We start from the raw sequence: 15,759 nt of genomic DNA on the forward strand, positions 1-15,759 counted from the left end.
GGAACAGATGATAAAGGAACGTTTGAAGGACGGTTTCAAGAGGTTTTTTATGCATCATACGCGTCGTATTTTACTCGCATTTTCGTTGGCTGCTTCAGCTGCTTCGGTTGCTTTCGCAGATTATCAGAACATTGGTCAAGCCACAGGTGATGACCGCTTAGAGCAATTATCAAAAACCTTAGCTCAAGGTTCTTATACTCATTCTGCTGATATGGATCTGCCAGCCGTATCGAATGTCTCAGTTAAATTACGTGAAAAAACCATTGAATTGAACAACGCAACGATCGAGAAGAAATATGGTCGTTCAGCGATTTCATCCCAAGACAATGCTCCTTCATTCTCTGCAAACACAGGTTATTCTTGGTTGGTGAGTCATCCATTGCAAGAAGGCCGTGTCAGCTCTTCTTGGGGTAACCGCACCCTATTAGGTTCAACACGTCATCACTCAGGTGTTGATCTTGCTGCACCTTCTGGTACGCCAATTTACTCAACTGGTCCTGGTGTTGTGACGAAGTCGGGTTGGGGTACAGGCTATGGTCAGTATGTCGAAATTGATCACGGCAATGGCTATATCACTCGTTATGCCCATGCATCACGTTTAATCGTGAATGCGGGTGATCGCGTGAGTGCTGGTGAGCATATTGCCAATGTCGGTTGTACAGGTCGTTGTACTGGACCACATTTACACTTTGAAGTTGTAAAAGATGGTCAACGTAAAAATCCATCAACTTACTTAGCAATGTTGCCTTAATGTAATTTGTTAACAGTTGTATATAAATATTCAAAAAAATCGCCTTTATTGGCGATTTTTTATGTGTTTTGTTTCATTTAGGTCAATGACTATTTTGTCAGAAAATAATAAGGCGTTTTGCATTCATCTGGGGCAATAGTTCTATCACAGCAAAACATGATAAAAATAGGGTCGACAAATAACTTAAGGGAAAAGGTGAATTGTATGGCGTTTTATGGCGACTCTGACGCGCAAGAAACCCAAGAATGGCAAGAAGCATTTGATTCAGTATTACAACATATGGGCACGGAACGTGCTGCCTTCTTACTAGAAAAACTCTATCAACGGGCAATTGCGAAACATGTGCCAATCCAGCGCTTAAATACACCTTATCTCAATACCATTTCAGTTGAAGAACAACCAGCGATGCCTGGCGATCAGGATATGGAACGCCGTATCCGTGCCTTGATCCGCTGGAATGCCTTAGCGATGGTATTACGTGCCAATAAAACAGGCGATGACCTCGGTGGCCACCTTGCAAGTTTCGCATCATCTGCAACATTATATGATGTCGGTTTTAACCATTTCTTCCGCGCAAACAGCAATAACTTTGGCGGTGATATGATTTATTACCAAGGTCACTGTGCCCCTGGTATTTATGCGCGTTCGTTCTTGGAAGGACGCTTAACTGAAGATCAATTGAATAATTTCCGCCGTGAAGTGGGTGGCAATGGTCTTCCGAGTTATCCGCATCCCTATTTAATGCCTGATTACTGGCAGTTCCCAACCGTCTCGATGGGTTTGGGTCCTATTATGTCGATTTACCAAGCACACATTCAAAAGTATTTGATGAATCGTGGTTTGATCAAAGAAGAAGATCGTAAAGTCTGGGCTTATCTGGGCGATGGTGAGATGGATGAGCCAGAAAGTACAGGTGCAATTTCACTTGCGGGTCGTGAAAAGCTTGATAACCTCATTTGGGTTGTGAACTGTAACTTACAGCGTCTCGATGGTCCTGTACGTGGTAACGGTAAAATTATTCAAGAATTAGAATCTTTATTCCGTGGTGCGGGCTGGCGTGTGATTAAAGTGGTGTGGGGCCGTCATTGGGACCCACTACTTGCGCAAGATAATTCAGGCGCTTTAAAAGCGGTCATGGAAGAAACAGTTGATGGTGAATATCAGCGCTATCAAGTGAAAGGTGGTGCGTATACACGTGAGAAATTCTTTGGCAAGTACCCAGAAGCTGCGGAACTGGTCAAAGATTTAAGTGATGAAGACATCGATAATCTTAACCGTGGTGGTCATGATCCGTACAAGGTTTTTGCTGCCTATGCAGAAGCAATGAAAGCCAAAGGTCAACCAACCGTTATTCTTGCGAAAACGGTCAAAGGCTATGGTTTGTCTGAAGAAATTGAAGCGGTGAACAAAACTCACCAAATCAAAAAAATGCAGATCGACTCTTTGAAATATGTACGTGACCGTTTTAACCTGCCATTTACAGATGATAAGTTAGAAGAACTCCCATTCTACCGTCCAAGTGAAAACTCTCCAGAAATGAAGTACATGAAGGCGCGTCGTGAAGCATTAGGGGGTTACCTACCAGCACGTCGTCGTGAGAGTGACACTTTAGCGATTCCTGAACTCTCTGTATTTGATGCGGTATTAAATGGTTCAGGTGGTAAAGAACAATCGACCACGATGCTGATGGTTCGTTTAATTGCGGCTTTACTGAAAGAAAAAGCAATTAAAGACCGCGTCGTGCCAATCGTTCCAGATGAAGCGCGTACTTTTGGTTTAGAAGGGATGTTCCGTCAGCTTGGTATTTATGCGGCACACGGTCAAAAATATACCCCAGAAGACCAAGAACAGTTAATGCATTACCGTGAAGCAAGTGATGGTCACATGCTTCAAGAAGGAATTAACGAAGCGGGTGCGATGAGTGCGTGGGCTGCATTGGCAACCAGTTATTCAACCAATAACTTGCCGATGATTCCAATGTATATGTACTACTCAATGTTTGGTTTCCAACGTATTGGTGACATTGCATGGGCTGCTGGTGATGCGCAGGCACAAGGTTTCTTACTCGGTGCGACTGCTGGCCGTACCACATTGAACGGTGAAGGTTTACAGCACCAAGATGGTCATTCACATATCTTGGCGAACACCATTCCAAACTGCGTATCTTATGATCCATGTTTTGGTTATGAATTGGCGGTGATCGTCCATGACGGTTTACAACGTATGTATGTGAACCAAGAGCGAGTGTTCTATTACTTAACTGTAATGAACGAAAACTACGAGCATCCTGCAATGCCAGAAGGCGCTGAGGAAGGCATTAAACGTGGTATGTACTTGTTCGAAAAAGATGAAAAAGCAACGGTTCAATTATTGGGTTCAGGTGTCATTCTTCGTGAAGTGATTAAAGCGGCGAAAATCTTACGTGATGAATACCAAATACACTCAAATGTGTGGAGTGTCACCAGCTTCAATGAGTTGTCGCGTGATGGTATGGCATGTGAAGAATACAACCGTTTACATCCACTGACTGAAGAAGTGAAAGAATCTTGGGTATCTAAACAGTTACGTGGTACAGAAGGTATCGTGGTTTCTGCGACAGACCATATGCGTGCGTACAGTGAACAAATTCGCGCCTATCTTCCAGATGGTCGTCCATTTGTTGCATTAGGTACTGATGGTTATGGTCGTTCAGATACACGTGCGAACTTACGTAGTTTCTTTGGTGTTGATGCTGCACATATCGTGGTTGCGACATTGAAAAAATTAGCGGACGAAGGCGAAGTTGAAAACCGTTTGGTCAAAGACGCAATTTCTAACTTTGAGTTAGATACTGACCGTCCAGTTGCATGGGCACCACAAGCGCATCCAGAAGTTCAGGCAGTTGCTGAATACCATGAAACGCAAACAGGTGAGGGGAAATAATCATGCAAATCCAAGCACCTGATATTGGCGTAGATAAAGCCCTAGTTGCAGAAATCTTGGTCAAAGTGGGCGACCATGTTGCAGTTGACGATAGCCTTCTGGTTTTAGAATCAGATAAGGCAACGGTAGAAGTACCGAGTACTGCGGCAGGTATCGTGAAAAGTATTCTGGTTCAACAGGGTGATGAAGTCACTGAAGGCGTCGCATTGATTGAATTAGAGTCTGAGTCTGCTGTTGAAACACCTGTGAACGAAGCACCGAAAGCGGAGACACCAAAAGCCGAAGCAAAAGCTGTAGTTGCTGAAACAAAAGCACAACCAGCTGCTGCTCCAGCAGCGACTGCAAGCCAGATTGTGGATGTAAAAGTTCCAGATATTGGTGTAGAAAAAGCCTTGGTTGCAGAAGTGCTGGTCAAAGTCGGTGATCAGATTGAACCTGAACAAAGCATTGTGGTGGTTGAATCGGACAAAGCGACGGTAGAAGTCCCAAGTTCGGTTGCGGGGATTGTGGAAGCGATCCAGATTAAAGAAGGTGACAGTATTAAGGAAGGCGTGGTATTGATTCAGGTCAAGACTGCGAGCGCTGCAACACCATCTGAACCGCAAGCAGCCCCAGCTCAAACAGAAGCACCAGCAGCAACTCATACCTCAACAGGTAATGTTGAAATTGAAGTACCTGATCTAGGTGTAGAAAAAGCACTTGTTTCAGAAATTCTGGTCAATGTTGGTGATCGTGTTGAAGCGCAACAAAGCTTATGCGTAGTTGAATCAGATAAGGCATCGGTTGAAGTGCCAAGCTCGGTAGCAGGGATTGTGAAAGCGATCCATGTGTCTGCGAATCAAGAAGTGCGTCAAGGTGTGGCTTTGGCAACGATTGAGGTCAGTGGTCAGGCCGCTGCACCAGCATCTGCACCAAAAGCTCAAGCTCCTTCTGCACCAGCAGCAACGACAGCGCCAGCAAAATCACAGGTGGCAGCGACAGCAGCCCCAAGTGCGCCTGCACAAGCTGAGAAGTTGACTAAACAGCAAGAAGCTGACAATGCGAAAGTCTATGCGGGTCCAGCCGTGCGTAAACTGGCACGTGAGTTAGGTGTGGTTCTTGGACAGGTGAAAGCATCAGGTGAGCACGGTCGTGTGATGAAGGACGATGTCTTTGCCTATGTGAAAACACGTTTGACCGCACCACAACCAACTGCTGCAACGCAAGCCGCTCCAGTGGCTTCAGGCTTACCAAAGTTGCCAGACTTTAATGCATTTGGTGGTGGTGAAGTGAAAGCGATGACGCGTTTACAGCAAGTGTCTGTACCGCAATTGTCATTGAACAATTTCATTCCACAAGTGACGCAGTTTGACTTGGCGGATATTACCGAGCTTGAAGCATGGCGTGGTGAACTGAAAGATGGCTTTAAAAAGCAAGGTTTGAGCTTAACCATCTTGGCCTTTATTGCTAAGGCGGTTGCGCACTTGTTAAAAGAAGAGCCGTATTTTGCTGGGCATTTGGCTGATGATCAAAAGTCAGTATTGCTGCGTAACGAAATCCATATGGGGATTGCGGTTGCAACGCCAGATGGTTTAACAGTGCCTGTATTGCGCAATCCTGATCAAAAATCAATTAAGCAAATTGCAGCAGAATTGGCTGAACTCAGCCAAAAAGCCCGTGATCGTAAATTGTCACCGAAAGATCTACAAGGTGCCAATTTTACCATTACCAGCTTAGGCAGTATTGGTGGAACAGCATTCACACCATTGGTGAACTGGCCGCAAGTTGCGATTTTGGGTATTTCACCGGCGACCATGCAACCTGTGTGGAATGGTAAAGACTTTGATCCGCGCTTAATGTTGCCATTATCATTGTCTTATGACCATCGTGTGATTAATGGTGCGGATGCAGCGCGTTTTACCAATAAGCTGACTAAATTGTTAAAAGATATTCGTAGCTTATTGCTCTAATTGTTTTTGTACTTAGAAAACCTCGCAGAAGCGGGGTTTTCTATTTTTAGGCTGAACAAAAGATGAATCTATGTATGCTATGTTGAACTTAAAATAAATTTTCATTGCTTGAAGGAGCAGGGATGTTGGTGATTTATCGGGTGATGCTGCCTTTATTGCTGATTGTTTTTGTGGCGATGGGCTTGTGGGTCAGCTTCTTACATTTTCCATGGGATTGGGTGATGTATGTGGTGATGGGGGTTGAAGTGTTGCTTGCAACTGTCGTTATGGCGATGGAATATCAAGCCCAAGATGTGGGTGGAGCGAGTGGCTGGGGGAGCTTTGGTTTTCTGGGCTTAAGTGCTTATTTGGCGTTTTTACTTGGTTGTCTGCGTGTGTTGATCTGGAGTTACCAAAAATTTTGGGTTTAACCATTCAAAAGCATTTTATTGTTTGCTAGAATAGTTTCACTTCATTGGGGAGTAGCCGCTCTTTACGCAAAGTAAAGAGGTGATGATCAACATAATTGTTCAACCGAACATGGTCATCATAGCAAAGAACCAAGAACAGCTTCTCAGCTGTGCTTTTGTTGGCAAGACCTTTGATTTACCACTCTGCATCAATCTATTTGATTTTGGCTAGCAGGAGGGGTAGGTCATCGGTATATTTTGCTAGCCAGAGCATTCAACTATGTATGAATTTCTCATTTCCACCTCAATTGTTGCCCTTGCTGAAATGGGCGATAAAACCCAATTACTCGCTCTCTTGCTTGCAGCACGTTTCCGTAAACCGATTCCGATTTTAATTGCCATCTTACTGGCCACTACGATTAACCATGGTATTTCTGCTGTCTTGGGACAATGGATTACCACCGTACTCAGTCCTGAAATTCTATTATGGATTTTGGCGCTTGGATTTATTGGTATGGCAATCTGGATGCTGATTCCAGATGAATTGGGAGATGAAACTGAAAACATCAATAAATGGCAGAAATTTGGGGTATTTGGTGCCACCTTCATCTTATTCTTCTTGGCTGAAATTGGCGATAAAACCCAGATTGCAACCGTGGCTTTAGCGGCACGTTTTGATAGTGTGTTCTGGGTGATGTTAGGTACCACATTTGGGATGATGCTTGCCAATGCCCCTGCGGTATTTATTGGTAATAAGCTGGCGGATAAATTGCCGATTTCATTAATTCATAAAATTGGCGCCGCGATTTTCTTGATTGTGGGTATTTCAACTTTAGTGCAGCATTATTTCTTCTAAATGATTCGAATTTAAAATCAGTCCAGACCCATCCAACAGTGATGGGTCTTTTTTATAAATTATGATAAAAGTCCAATATTTGATTGAAACATGAACTAAATCCCATTATTTTATTATGGAATTAAAAATATTTCATATTTAAAGATTTTTTCTGGGGTAGTTATGAGTTTTGAACGGACAACATCGCAAATACTGTTTGATAATGGCACACATAAATGCATTAGTTTTACCAGTTTAGTCAAAGGCGAAGGTATTCAGGCCAATCAATTTTTAATTATTGATCATGATCGTGCAGCGGTTTTGGATCCGGGGGGGGATCTCACTTATGTTCCTTTAACCATGGAACTCAATCGCTATACCAAACTGAAAAATCTAGACTATGTCATGGCTTCGCATCAAGACCCTGACATTATTACCTCAATGCCGCGCTGGTTGGTGTATACCGATGCCAAAGTGGTGGCTTCTAAGCTGTGGGCACGGTTTTTACCGCATTTAAATTCAGCTTTTATGAGTGAGCGTATGAAAGGGAATTGGGAGGAGCGTTTGATCGAACTGTCAGATACGGGACAAATTATTCCTTTAGGTGAGTCTACGATTGTTGCAGTGCCTGCACATTTCCTGCATTCCGTTGGTAATTTCCAGTTTTATGATCCAACTGCCAAAATCCTATTTTCTGGGGACATGGGGGCTTCGATTGTTGATGATGCAAGCCTACCGATTACAGATTTTGAAACACATATCAAAAAGATGAAAGGTTTCCATCAGCGCTATATGTGTTCCAATAAGGTGATCCGTTTGTGGGTCAATATGGTTCGCCAAATGGATATCGACATGATTGTGCCGCAACATGGAACCGCTTTTGTTGGTAAACAGATGATTAATCAATTTCTAGACTGGATCGAAACGCTGGAATGTGGCGTAGATTTGATGAATGAATATGTTTTTAGTTTACCGACTGAAATGAGCTAAATTTCTGAGTCAGGAAAATGACTGGGAAATACATAAATCGCTGATTGAGCACGCTTGTCGCCATCAATAAATTTTCTTAGGATTCATCAGATAAAGGATTGTATTTGATAACGAGAATTTTAAGAAAATGTTGTCTCAAATTGCGACACTAGATGTGTGTGTCAGTTGTGGTGCGTGCTGTGCAAATTACCGTGTTTCTTTCTATTGGGCTGAGGCAGAACAGATCCCTGAGCACATGGTTGAACCACTTACAGCCGTCTATTCCTGTATGAAGGGAACCAATCAAGCACAAGTCAAATGTGTGGCTTTGCAAGGGGAGGTGGGACAGCAAGTGAGCTGTTCCATCTACCCATTTCGGAGTTCAAGTTGTAAGGAAGTACAGATTGCCGATTCACATTGTAACAAGGCACGGTTGGCGCACAACCTGATTCCGTTGGTCACGATTGAGCAGCAGGCCTCTGAAAATAATGACAATTATGATCAGGTTTGCTAACAGGAATTATCGGGTTCGGTAAGCATAAGCGCGCATCAGAAAGCTTTTTAAGCAACGCTTGAAATTATTTTCATCATAGAAAATGAAAATCACATCGAAATTTGTTTATAATAGCTCACGGAAATTACCAGTGAGATTGTTATGCTGACCATCGTTCAAGAAGCGCTAACCTTCGATGATGTCTTATTACTTCCTGCCTACTCAACTGTTCTCCCAAAAGATGTCTCCTTAAAGACACGTTTAACTCGCGGAATTCAACTTAATATCCCTCTCGTTTCTGCTGCAATGGATACGGTGACTGAGTCACGTATGGCAATTGCGATGGCGCAAAATGGTGGTATTGGTATTTTGCACAAAAACATGGATATCGCAGCACAAGCCGCTGAAGTTCGCCGTGTGAAAAAATTTGAAGCTGGTATGGTGAAAGATCCAATCACTGTTGGTCCTGAAACGACAGTGCGTGAGCTGATTGCGATTACCCAAGCGAATAACATTAGCGGTGTGCCTGTTGTAAAAGATGGCAAAGTGGTGGGTATTGTCACGGGTCGTGATACACGTTTTGAAACCAATCTTGAACAACCTGTAAGCAATATCATGACCGGTCAAGACCGTCTCGTGACTGTTCGTGAAGGCGAGTCTAAAGAAAATATCCAAGCATTATTGCAAAAACACCGTATTGAAAAAGTTTTGGTTGTTGGTGAGAACCATGAGCTTAAAGGCTTAATTACCGTAACTGACTTCCGTAAAGCTGAAAGCTATCCAAACAGTTGTAAAGATGATTTGGGTCGTTTACGTGTTGGTGCTGCGGTAGGTACAGGTGCAGAAACACCAAGTCGTGTCGAAGCATTGGTCGATGCAGGTGTAGATGCGATTGTGGTGGATACTGCCCATGGTCATTCAGCTGGTGTCATTGAACGTGTACGCTGGGTTAAAGCCAACTACCCACAAGTACAAGTGATTGGCGGTAACATTGCGACTGGTGATGCAGCATTGGCATTGCTTGATGCAGGCGCGGATGCCGTGAAAGTCGGTATCGGCCCTGGTTCAATTTGTACCACACGTATCGTGGCTGGTATTGGTATGCCACAGATTTCTGCAATTGATAGCGTTGCGAACGCATTGAAAGATCAAATTCCTTTGATTGCAGATGGCGGTATTCGTTTCTCTGGCGATATGGCGAAAGCGATTGGTGCAGGTGCGAGCACGATTATGGTCGGTTCACTCCTTGCTGGAACAGAAGAAGCACCAGGTGAAGTTGAATTCTTCCAAGGCCGTTACTACAAAGCATACCGTGGTATGGGTTCATTGGGCGCAATGGCCGGTGTATCTGGTTCTGCTGACCGTTACTTCCAAGATGCTAAAGCAGGTGCGGAAAAGTTGGTACCAGAAGGCATCGAAGGTCGAGTGCCATACAAAGGCCCAATGGGGAATATCGTACATCAAATGATGGGTGGTTTACGTTCATCAATGGGTTATACGGGTTCATCTGTGATTGAAGATCTTCGTCAAAATGCAAAATTTGTGAAAATTACTTCAGCAGGCATGTCAGAATCACATGTTCATGACGTGACAATTACCAAAGAAGCGCCAAACTATCGAGTTGGTTGATTTTTGGTAATTTTGTTGACAGAAAAACCGTCAGTCCACTGACGGTTTTTTCGTTTTGGTGTAAAGTGAATTAGATGAAGAAAGATATGGTTCCACACCATATAAAAGATAAGAAAGTGAGTAAAAGATGAGCTATTTTGGTACTGATGGAATTCGCGGCAAATTTGGGCAAATGCCAATTACCCCAGAGTTCGCATTAAAACTTGGCTTTGCTGCAGGGAAAGTATTAAAAAGAAATAGTCCTAAAAATAAACCGATTGTGGTGTTGGGGAAAGACACACGCTTATCAGGTTATATTTTAGAAGCGGCTTTACAAGCAGGTCTGAATGCTGCGGGTGTTTATGTACATTTATTGGGCCCGCTCCCAACACCTGCCATTGCACATTTAACTCGCGCATTACACGCACATGCTGGGATCGTGATTTCAGCATCACATAACCCATATTTTGATAACGGCATTAAATTCTTCTCAAGTGCTGGTAAGAAATTACCTGATACTTTGCAAGATGAAATCAATCAGGAACTCGAAAAAGATTTAGTGATTGAAGACACTGCAAACTTGGGTAAAAGTGTTCGTGTAAAAGATGCCAATGGTCGTTATATCGAATTCTGTAAATCAACTTTCCCGTACCACTTTGACTTACGTAATTTAAAAATCGTAGTGGACTGTGCCAATGGCGCAGCCTATAGCGTGGGGCCTTCGGTATTCCGTGAATTAGGTGCCAAAGTTATTCCATTATTTAACGAACCTGATGGTTTAAATATCAATGAAAACTGTGGCTCAACCCACCCAGAACAGCTACAAAAAGCAGTGTTAGAACATCAGGCAGATGTTGGTATTGCTTTTGACGGAGATGCTGATCGTGTGGTCATGGTGGATAAAAATGGTCAATTGATTGATGGCGACCATATTCTTTATATTCTTGCGACACAGGCGAAGAATAAGCCAGCGGGTGTTGTAGGTACCGTGATGAGTAATATGGCACTCGAGTTGGCCCTAGAACAAGCTAAGGTTGGCTTTGTTCGTGCTAAAGTTGGTGATCGCTATGTATTGCAAGCCCTAGAAGAAAAGAATTGGGTCACAGGTGGTGAGCCTTCAGGTCATATTCTCACTTTGGATAAGAGCACAACAGGTGATGCGATTATTGCAGCGTTACAAGTGTTGACCGTGATGGTAGAACGAGGCAAAGCACTGCATGAGTTGGTTGAAGGTTTTGTGTTATTCCCGCAAGTACTGGTCAATGTTCGTCTACAACACATGATTGATCCATATTCAATTCCAGCTTTGGTTGCAGAATTTGAAAAGGCTGAACAGCAATTGAAAGGTCGTGGTCGTTTGTTGATTCGTAAGTCAGGTACTGAGCCTGTGATTCGTGTCATGGTGGAAGGTGATCAGCAGCAAGAGGTTGAGGCTTTGGCGAATCATTTAGCAGATGCAGTACGCGCTCAAGCCCAAGCTGCTTAAGGGAGCCATCATGAGTGATGTCATTAAAGACCTGAGTGAGTTGCGTTTGAGCTATGAGCAGGGTGAATTACATGAAGCCCAGATCAGCGTACAGCCGCATTTACAGTTTCTGAATTGGTTTAATCATGCATTAGCTGCCAATTTACATGAACCCTATGCAATGTCATTAGCCACGGCAAATGCTCAAGGGCGTCCGCATGTGCGTACCGTATTATTACGCGGTGCGACAGAAGCAGGCTATGATTTCTATACCAATTATGACAGCCAAAAGGGTTTAGACTTAGCTGATAATCCGTATGCTGAGCTGCTGTTTTATTGGCCAAGTTTAGAGCGTCAGATCCGCATTGCTGGCAAAGTCGTGAAGATTTCTGAACAAGAATCGACGGATTACTATCATAAGCGCCCACGTGACAGTCAGATTGCTGCGCATATCAGTACTCCACAAAGCGGGGTGATTGAAAGTCGTGAGTTATTGCAACAACGCTTTCAAGCGCTGCAAGCTCAGGCTCAAGCTGAACTGGATAAGCCTGAGTTTTGGGGCGGTTATCGCTTAGAAGCAGATTATTATGAGTTTTGGCAAGGGCGACCAAATCGCTTACATGATCGTTTAAGTTATGAAAAACAAAATGGTCTTTGGACTATCCAACGTTTGATGCCATAAATGACGCAGATTCAAATTCAAAAAAGACCCTTGCTTACACGCCCTGAACAGTTTCAGGGCGTGCCTGCTTTTATTGCCGAAATTTTAGCAAGGCGTGGTGTGCAGTCTGAGCAAGAGCTGGAACTGAAACTCAAGCACTTGCTATCTCCAGAGCTTAAAGGCTTAGCAGAGGCAGTAGCGTTGATTGATCAAGCCATTGATCAGCAAAAACAGATCGTGATTGTGGGGGACTATGATGCCGATGGCGCGACCAGTACCGCTTTAATGGTGCTTGTCTTGCAAGATATGGGTGCCAGAGTTGAATATCTGGTGCCTGATCGTTTTAAGTATGGTTATGGACTTACGCCCGCCATTGCTGAATTGGCAAAGCAGAGCTATCAACCAGATCTGTTGATTACGGTGGATAATGGTATATCGAGTCATGCGGGTGTGGACACGGCTCAAGCGTTAGGGATGCAGGTGATCATTACCGATCACCATTTAACCACCAAACCGACACCGAGTGCTGAGGCTGTGGTTAATCCGAACCAACTTGGTTGTGGGTTTTCAAGTAAGGCTTTGGCTGGGGTGGGCGTGGCTTTTTATGTATTGGCGAAATTGGCCAGTTCACGCAGCCATCAAGGCAAAAGCAGCAGTAAAGTGACCCAGTATCTCGACTTGGTCGCATTAGGGACTTATGCCGATGTCGCGAGTTTGGATTATAACAACCGTATCTTGATTGATGCCGGATTAAAGCGGATTCAGCAACATCAATGTCGTGCAGGTATTTTAGCCTTACTGGATATTGCAGGACGTGACGCAGCCAGTTTACGTGCACAAGATTTAGGCTTTGTGGTAGGCCCGCGAATCAATGCAGCAGGTCGAATGGAAAGCATGCGGATCGGCATTGAGTGTTTACTTGCGGCTGATATGGCAACCGCTTATCCGATTGCACAACAGTTGAATCAGCTCAATATCGAACGCCGTCAAGTTGAAACTGAAATGAAGCAGCAAGCACTGAGTGCACTACAACATATTCAGTTAGAAACAGAGCATTTACCTGCAGCACTGGTAATGTTTGATGAACAATGGCACCAAGGTGTGATTGGCATTGTGGCTGGACGTTTAAAGGAGCAATTTCATCGTCCAAGTTTAGTGTTTGCTCCTGATGAAGATGGGATTCATATTAAAGGTTCAGCACGGTCGATTGATGGGATTCATATCCGAGATACCATTGAGCAAGTTGCAGAACACTATCCACATTTGGTCAGTCATTTTGGCGGGCATGCTGCAGCCGCGGGTTTAACCCTGAAGAAAGAAAATTTTGCTGCATTCAAAACGGCTTTCACCCAAGCGATTGCTGAAATGGATGATGAATTATTCACGGCAACCTTATGGACTGATGGCGAGCTGGGCGATTCGGATTTACATTTAGGGACTTTGGATTGGATAGAACAACTTGGGCCTTGGGGGCAAAAGTTTCCACTGCCGCAATTTGAAGGGCGATTCAAAGTGATCGATTATCGTTGGCTTAAAGAGCAACATTTAAAACTCAAATTGGCGGTCGGGTCACATTCCATAGATGCAATTGCATTTAATGCGATGGACCGTTTTGAATTTAATCCAATGCTGGGTTATGTCGATTTGGTGTATACCTTGGAACGGAATGTCTTTAATGGCAATACCCGTCTACAATTGCAAATCGCTTATTTAAAACAATAAAAAATCCGCTCTGATGAGCGGATTTTTTTAATCGTTTACACTATTGATTAGAAGCGGACAGTACCGTTGAGACCATAAGAATCAGCACCATCTGTTGTGGTATAGCCCACACCTAAAGCAAACTGTGGCGTAAAGAATTTTTGCGCGTGAATATTGAAAACACTGTCTGAATCATCAGCGGTAGAATCTGCAAATGAGATGCCGACACTGAGGGTTGGATCAAGATAAAGATCAGCACCTAGGCGATACGTCGTTTCATCACCGATATAGCTCAGTGCTTCAAAGTTGGTATAGTAACCGCCAATCTGCGAAACATATTTCGCGCGTAAAGAAACAGCGGTATCGTCATTTTCACCAGACACAATTGCAGCATTTGAAAGCGTATTGCTAAAGCCGTATTGAGCAACCTGAACTGGATTTAGGCTATCAGATAAATCTGCAACACCCACTGCTAGGAGTAATCCATTGATTGGTAAGAAACCTGCTTCAAGACTATAGCCATCGCCATTTTCGGAATGAGAGCCTAAACCATTAATCGTTGCTTTGACATTGGTACGATGTAAGGCTCCAGAAAAATAAAATTGAGAGTTAGGGACGTAGAACTCACCTTGAAGGCCGATAATATTGAATTGTAAGTCACCGAGATCTTCGTCATCTTTCAGTTTGCTATAGGCATAACCGCCGCCAATATTCGATGCTTTATCTAAGAAAGCAGCTTCTGCTAAGGGTGCATTACGGGTTTGCACAGGGTTAAAATAATATTTACCACTGATTACGGCACTGTTGCCTTTCCCATCATCCATGTTGATATGTTCATATGCAGCGTTGGCTTCAGTTTGATAAGCATGGGCATTGATGGTAAAGCAAGCACTTATAAGTGTTGCTAGAAGACTTAGTTTTTTCATTTGAATTTCCCCTGATTAAAAATAATACATATTTTGTTACACGGAGTAGTGTATTCAAAAAGAGCTAAGCGTCAATTCTTAAATACAGGATTAAGCTGGAAAAAACAAAAGAGGAGGGTTGAAAATGATAAGAAAACGGGGCAATAAAAAACGCCCTGAATGATTCAGGGCGTTTCCGATGTTACAAACTTCTGTTCAAGTCTTAGAAGCGGTATGCACCACGAATACCGAATGAAGTGTAGTCATTATCAATATATGATTTATCGTTACCGAAGCCTACACGACCTTCTAAACTCACTTGTTGGTTGAAGAATTTCTTCGCAGAAATACCCCATTCATTTGAGTTGATGAAAGTGTTGTCATAATCAAGCTTTTGATAGTCAACACCAACACTTAAAGTTTTGTCGATGAAGTAATCACCTTTTAACTTCACTTCTTTGTTGTCACCAAAAGCAGTGTATGCTTCTAGGTTCACGTCATTTTGACCAACTTTAGTCACATACTTGGCACGAAGTGTTGGACTAGTTTCACGGTCACCATCTTTCACATCAACAGTTTTTGCACCCGCAGCAACCAATAAACCTGGTGCTGGTAAGTAACCTACTTCTGCTGAATAATGGTTGATTTTTAATTTGTCTTCGTCAGTTGCATATTTAGAATTCGGTTTGATTTCTTCACGGCCAATATTACCGCTTAAATAGAAATCGCTGTTTGGAACAAAGTATTCAATACCTGCGCCATATTGGTTGTTTTTGAATGCATCATCTTTTTCATGAGCGTATTGTGCTTTTACATTGCTGGCACGATCAAGGAAAGCCGCTTCTGCAAGAGGTGCATTACGTGTTTGTACTGGGTTAAAGTAATATTTGCCGTCTACGCTGAAACGATCATTGTCACCAAAACGATCTTGGTCTTTATAGGTATAAGAACCACCTACCTCAGCTTGATAAGCATGAGCAGTTCCTGTTACTGCGATTGCAGATAAAAGTGCTGATGCAATTGCTAATTTTTTCATGGTTGTTTCCTCATTAAGATTTAAACCAAGTGTTAAACACTGATACATGTTTTGTTACAACTTGAGTCTAGAGTA

At 43.3% G+C, this 15,759-nt stretch carries 13 protein-coding genes and 1 riboswitch; of the genes, 11 read left to right on the plus strand and 2 right to left on the minus strand.

Annotation, left to right across the window (positions count from 1 at the left end; genetic code table 11):
* The first annotated feature begins 49 nt into the window (after positions 1–49).
* The 11 genes from A7P54_RS13435 (at position 50) to recJ (ending at position 13,764) form a co-directional block, all read left to right on the plus strand.
* Complete coding sequence (locus A7P54_RS13435) at positions 50–751, plus strand: M23 family metallopeptidase (protein WP_005201593.1); 702 nt, start codon at positions 50–52, stop codon at positions 749–751.
* Between the two features lie 204 nt (positions 752–955).
* Positions 956–3,673 (plus strand): pyruvate dehydrogenase (acetyl-transferring), homodimeric type, encoded by a 2,718-nt coding sequence (aceE, locus tag A7P54_RS13440; RefSeq protein ID WP_005201592.1) that lies wholly within the window; start codon positions 956–958, stop codon positions 3,671–3,673.
* Between the two features lie 2 nt (positions 3,674–3,675).
* A complete protein-coding gene (locus A7P54_RS13445) occupies positions 3,676–5,622 on the plus strand; it encodes a 2-oxo acid dehydrogenase subunit E2 (RefSeq protein WP_171549890.1) in 1,947 nt (648 codons plus the stop codon).
* A gap of 122 nt (positions 5,623–5,744) precedes the next feature.
* Positions 5,745–6,032 (plus strand): hypothetical protein, encoded by a 288-nt coding sequence (locus A7P54_RS13450; RefSeq protein WP_004803620.1) that lies wholly within the window; start codon positions 5,745–5,747, stop codon positions 6,030–6,032.
* A 34-nt stretch (positions 6,033–6,066) separates the two neighbouring features.
* Positions 6,067–6,207: riboswitch (yybP-ykoY riboswitch) on the plus strand.
* An 84-nt stretch (positions 6,208–6,291) separates the two neighbouring features.
* Positions 6,292–6,867 (plus strand): TMEM165/GDT1 family protein, encoded by a 576-nt coding sequence (locus A7P54_RS13455; protein WP_004803622.1) that lies wholly within the window; start codon positions 6,292–6,294, stop codon positions 6,865–6,867.
* 162 nt (positions 6,868–7,029) lie between these two features.
* Complete coding sequence (locus tag A7P54_RS13460; protein ID WP_171549891.1) at positions 7,030–7,836, plus strand: MBL fold metallo-hydrolase; 807 nt, start codon at positions 7,030–7,032, stop codon at positions 7,834–7,836.
* A 127-nt stretch (positions 7,837–7,963) separates the two neighbouring features.
* On the plus strand, positions 7,964–8,329 hold the full coding sequence (locus A7P54_RS13465) for a YkgJ family cysteine cluster protein (protein ID WP_171549892.1): 366 nt from the start codon (positions 7,964–7,966) through the stop codon (positions 8,327–8,329).
* Between the two features lie 141 nt (positions 8,330–8,470).
* Positions 8,471–9,937: an IMP dehydrogenase gene (gene guaB / locus A7P54_RS13470; protein ID WP_004803627.1), complete on the plus strand. Its 1,467-nt coding sequence runs from the start codon at positions 8,471–8,473 to the stop codon at positions 9,935–9,937.
* A 127-nt stretch (positions 9,938–10,064) separates the two neighbouring features.
* A complete protein-coding gene (glmM, locus tag A7P54_RS13475; RefSeq protein WP_171549893.1) occupies positions 10,065–11,402 on the plus strand; it encodes a phosphoglucosamine mutase in 1,338 nt (445 codons plus the stop codon).
* 10 nt (positions 11,403–11,412) lie between these two features.
* A complete protein-coding gene (pdxH, locus tag A7P54_RS13480) occupies positions 11,413–12,063 on the plus strand; it encodes a pyridoxamine 5'-phosphate oxidase (protein ID WP_004803631.1) in 651 nt (216 codons plus the stop codon).
* Positions 12,064–13,764: a single-stranded-DNA-specific exonuclease RecJ gene (recJ, locus tag A7P54_RS13485; RefSeq protein WP_171549894.1), complete on the plus strand. Its 1,701-nt coding sequence runs from the start codon at positions 12,064–12,066 to the stop codon at positions 13,762–13,764.
* A gap of 47 nt (positions 13,765–13,811) precedes the next feature.
* Here the strand turns inward: recJ and A7P54_RS13490 are convergent, their stop codons facing one another.
* Complete coding sequence (locus tag A7P54_RS13490; protein ID WP_171549895.1) at positions 13,812–14,669, minus strand: putative porin; 858 nt, start codon at positions 14,667–14,669, stop codon at positions 13,812–13,814.
* Between the two features lie 202 nt (positions 14,670–14,871).
* On the minus strand, positions 14,872–15,684 hold the full coding sequence (locus A7P54_RS13495; RefSeq protein WP_005317392.1) for a putative porin: 813 nt from the start codon (positions 15,682–15,684) through the stop codon (positions 14,872–14,874).
* Positions 15,685–15,759 lie beyond the last annotated feature (75 nt).

Origin of the sequence: Acinetobacter sp. Ac_3412 (genome assembly GCF_013072675.1) — a bacterium.
In the GTDB taxonomy this organism is placed as follows: domain Bacteria; phylum Pseudomonadota; class Gammaproteobacteria; order Pseudomonadales; family Moraxellaceae; genus Acinetobacter; species Acinetobacter higginsii.

Coding starts and splice junctions, on each gene's coding strand:
- guaB (WP_004803627.1), top strand. CDS start 8,471: ATGCTGACCATCGTTCAAGAAGCGCTAACCTTCGATGATGTCTTATTA.
- A7P54_RS13465 (WP_171549892.1), top strand. CDS start 7,964: ATGTTGTCTCAAATTGCGACACTAGATGTGTGTGTCAGTTGTGGTGCG.
- A7P54_RS13435 (WP_005201593.1), top strand. CDS start 50: ATGCATCATACGCGTCGTATTTTACTCGCATTTTCGTTGGCTGCTTCA.
- A7P54_RS13445 (WP_171549890.1), top strand. CDS start 3,676: ATGCAAATCCAAGCACCTGATATTGGCGTAGATAAAGCCCTAGTTGCA.
- A7P54_RS13450 (WP_004803620.1), top strand. CDS start 5,745: ATGTTGGTGATTTATCGGGTGATGCTGCCTTTATTGCTGATTGTTTTT.
- recJ (WP_171549894.1), top strand. CDS start 12,064: ATGACGCAGATTCAAATTCAAAAAAGACCCTTGCTTACACGCCCTGAA.
- A7P54_RS13460 (WP_171549891.1), top strand. CDS start 7,030: ATGAGTTTTGAACGGACAACATCGCAAATACTGTTTGATAATGGCACA.
- A7P54_RS13495 (WP_005317392.1), bottom strand. CDS start 15,684: ATGAAAAAATTAGCAATTGCATCAGCACTTTTATCTGCAATCGCAGTA.
- pdxH (WP_004803631.1), top strand. CDS start 11,413: ATGAGTGATGTCATTAAAGACCTGAGTGAGTTGCGTTTGAGCTATGAG.
- A7P54_RS13455 (WP_004803622.1), top strand. CDS start 6,292: ATGTATGAATTTCTCATTTCCACCTCAATTGTTGCCCTTGCTGAAATG.
- aceE (WP_005201592.1), top strand. CDS start 956: ATGGCGTTTTATGGCGACTCTGACGCGCAAGAAACCCAAGAATGGCAA.
- A7P54_RS13490 (WP_171549895.1), bottom strand. CDS start 14,669: ATGAAAAAACTAAGTCTTCTAGCAACACTTATAAGTGCTTGCTTTACC.
- glmM (WP_171549893.1), top strand. CDS start 10,065: ATGAGCTATTTTGGTACTGATGGAATTCGCGGCAAATTTGGGCAAATG.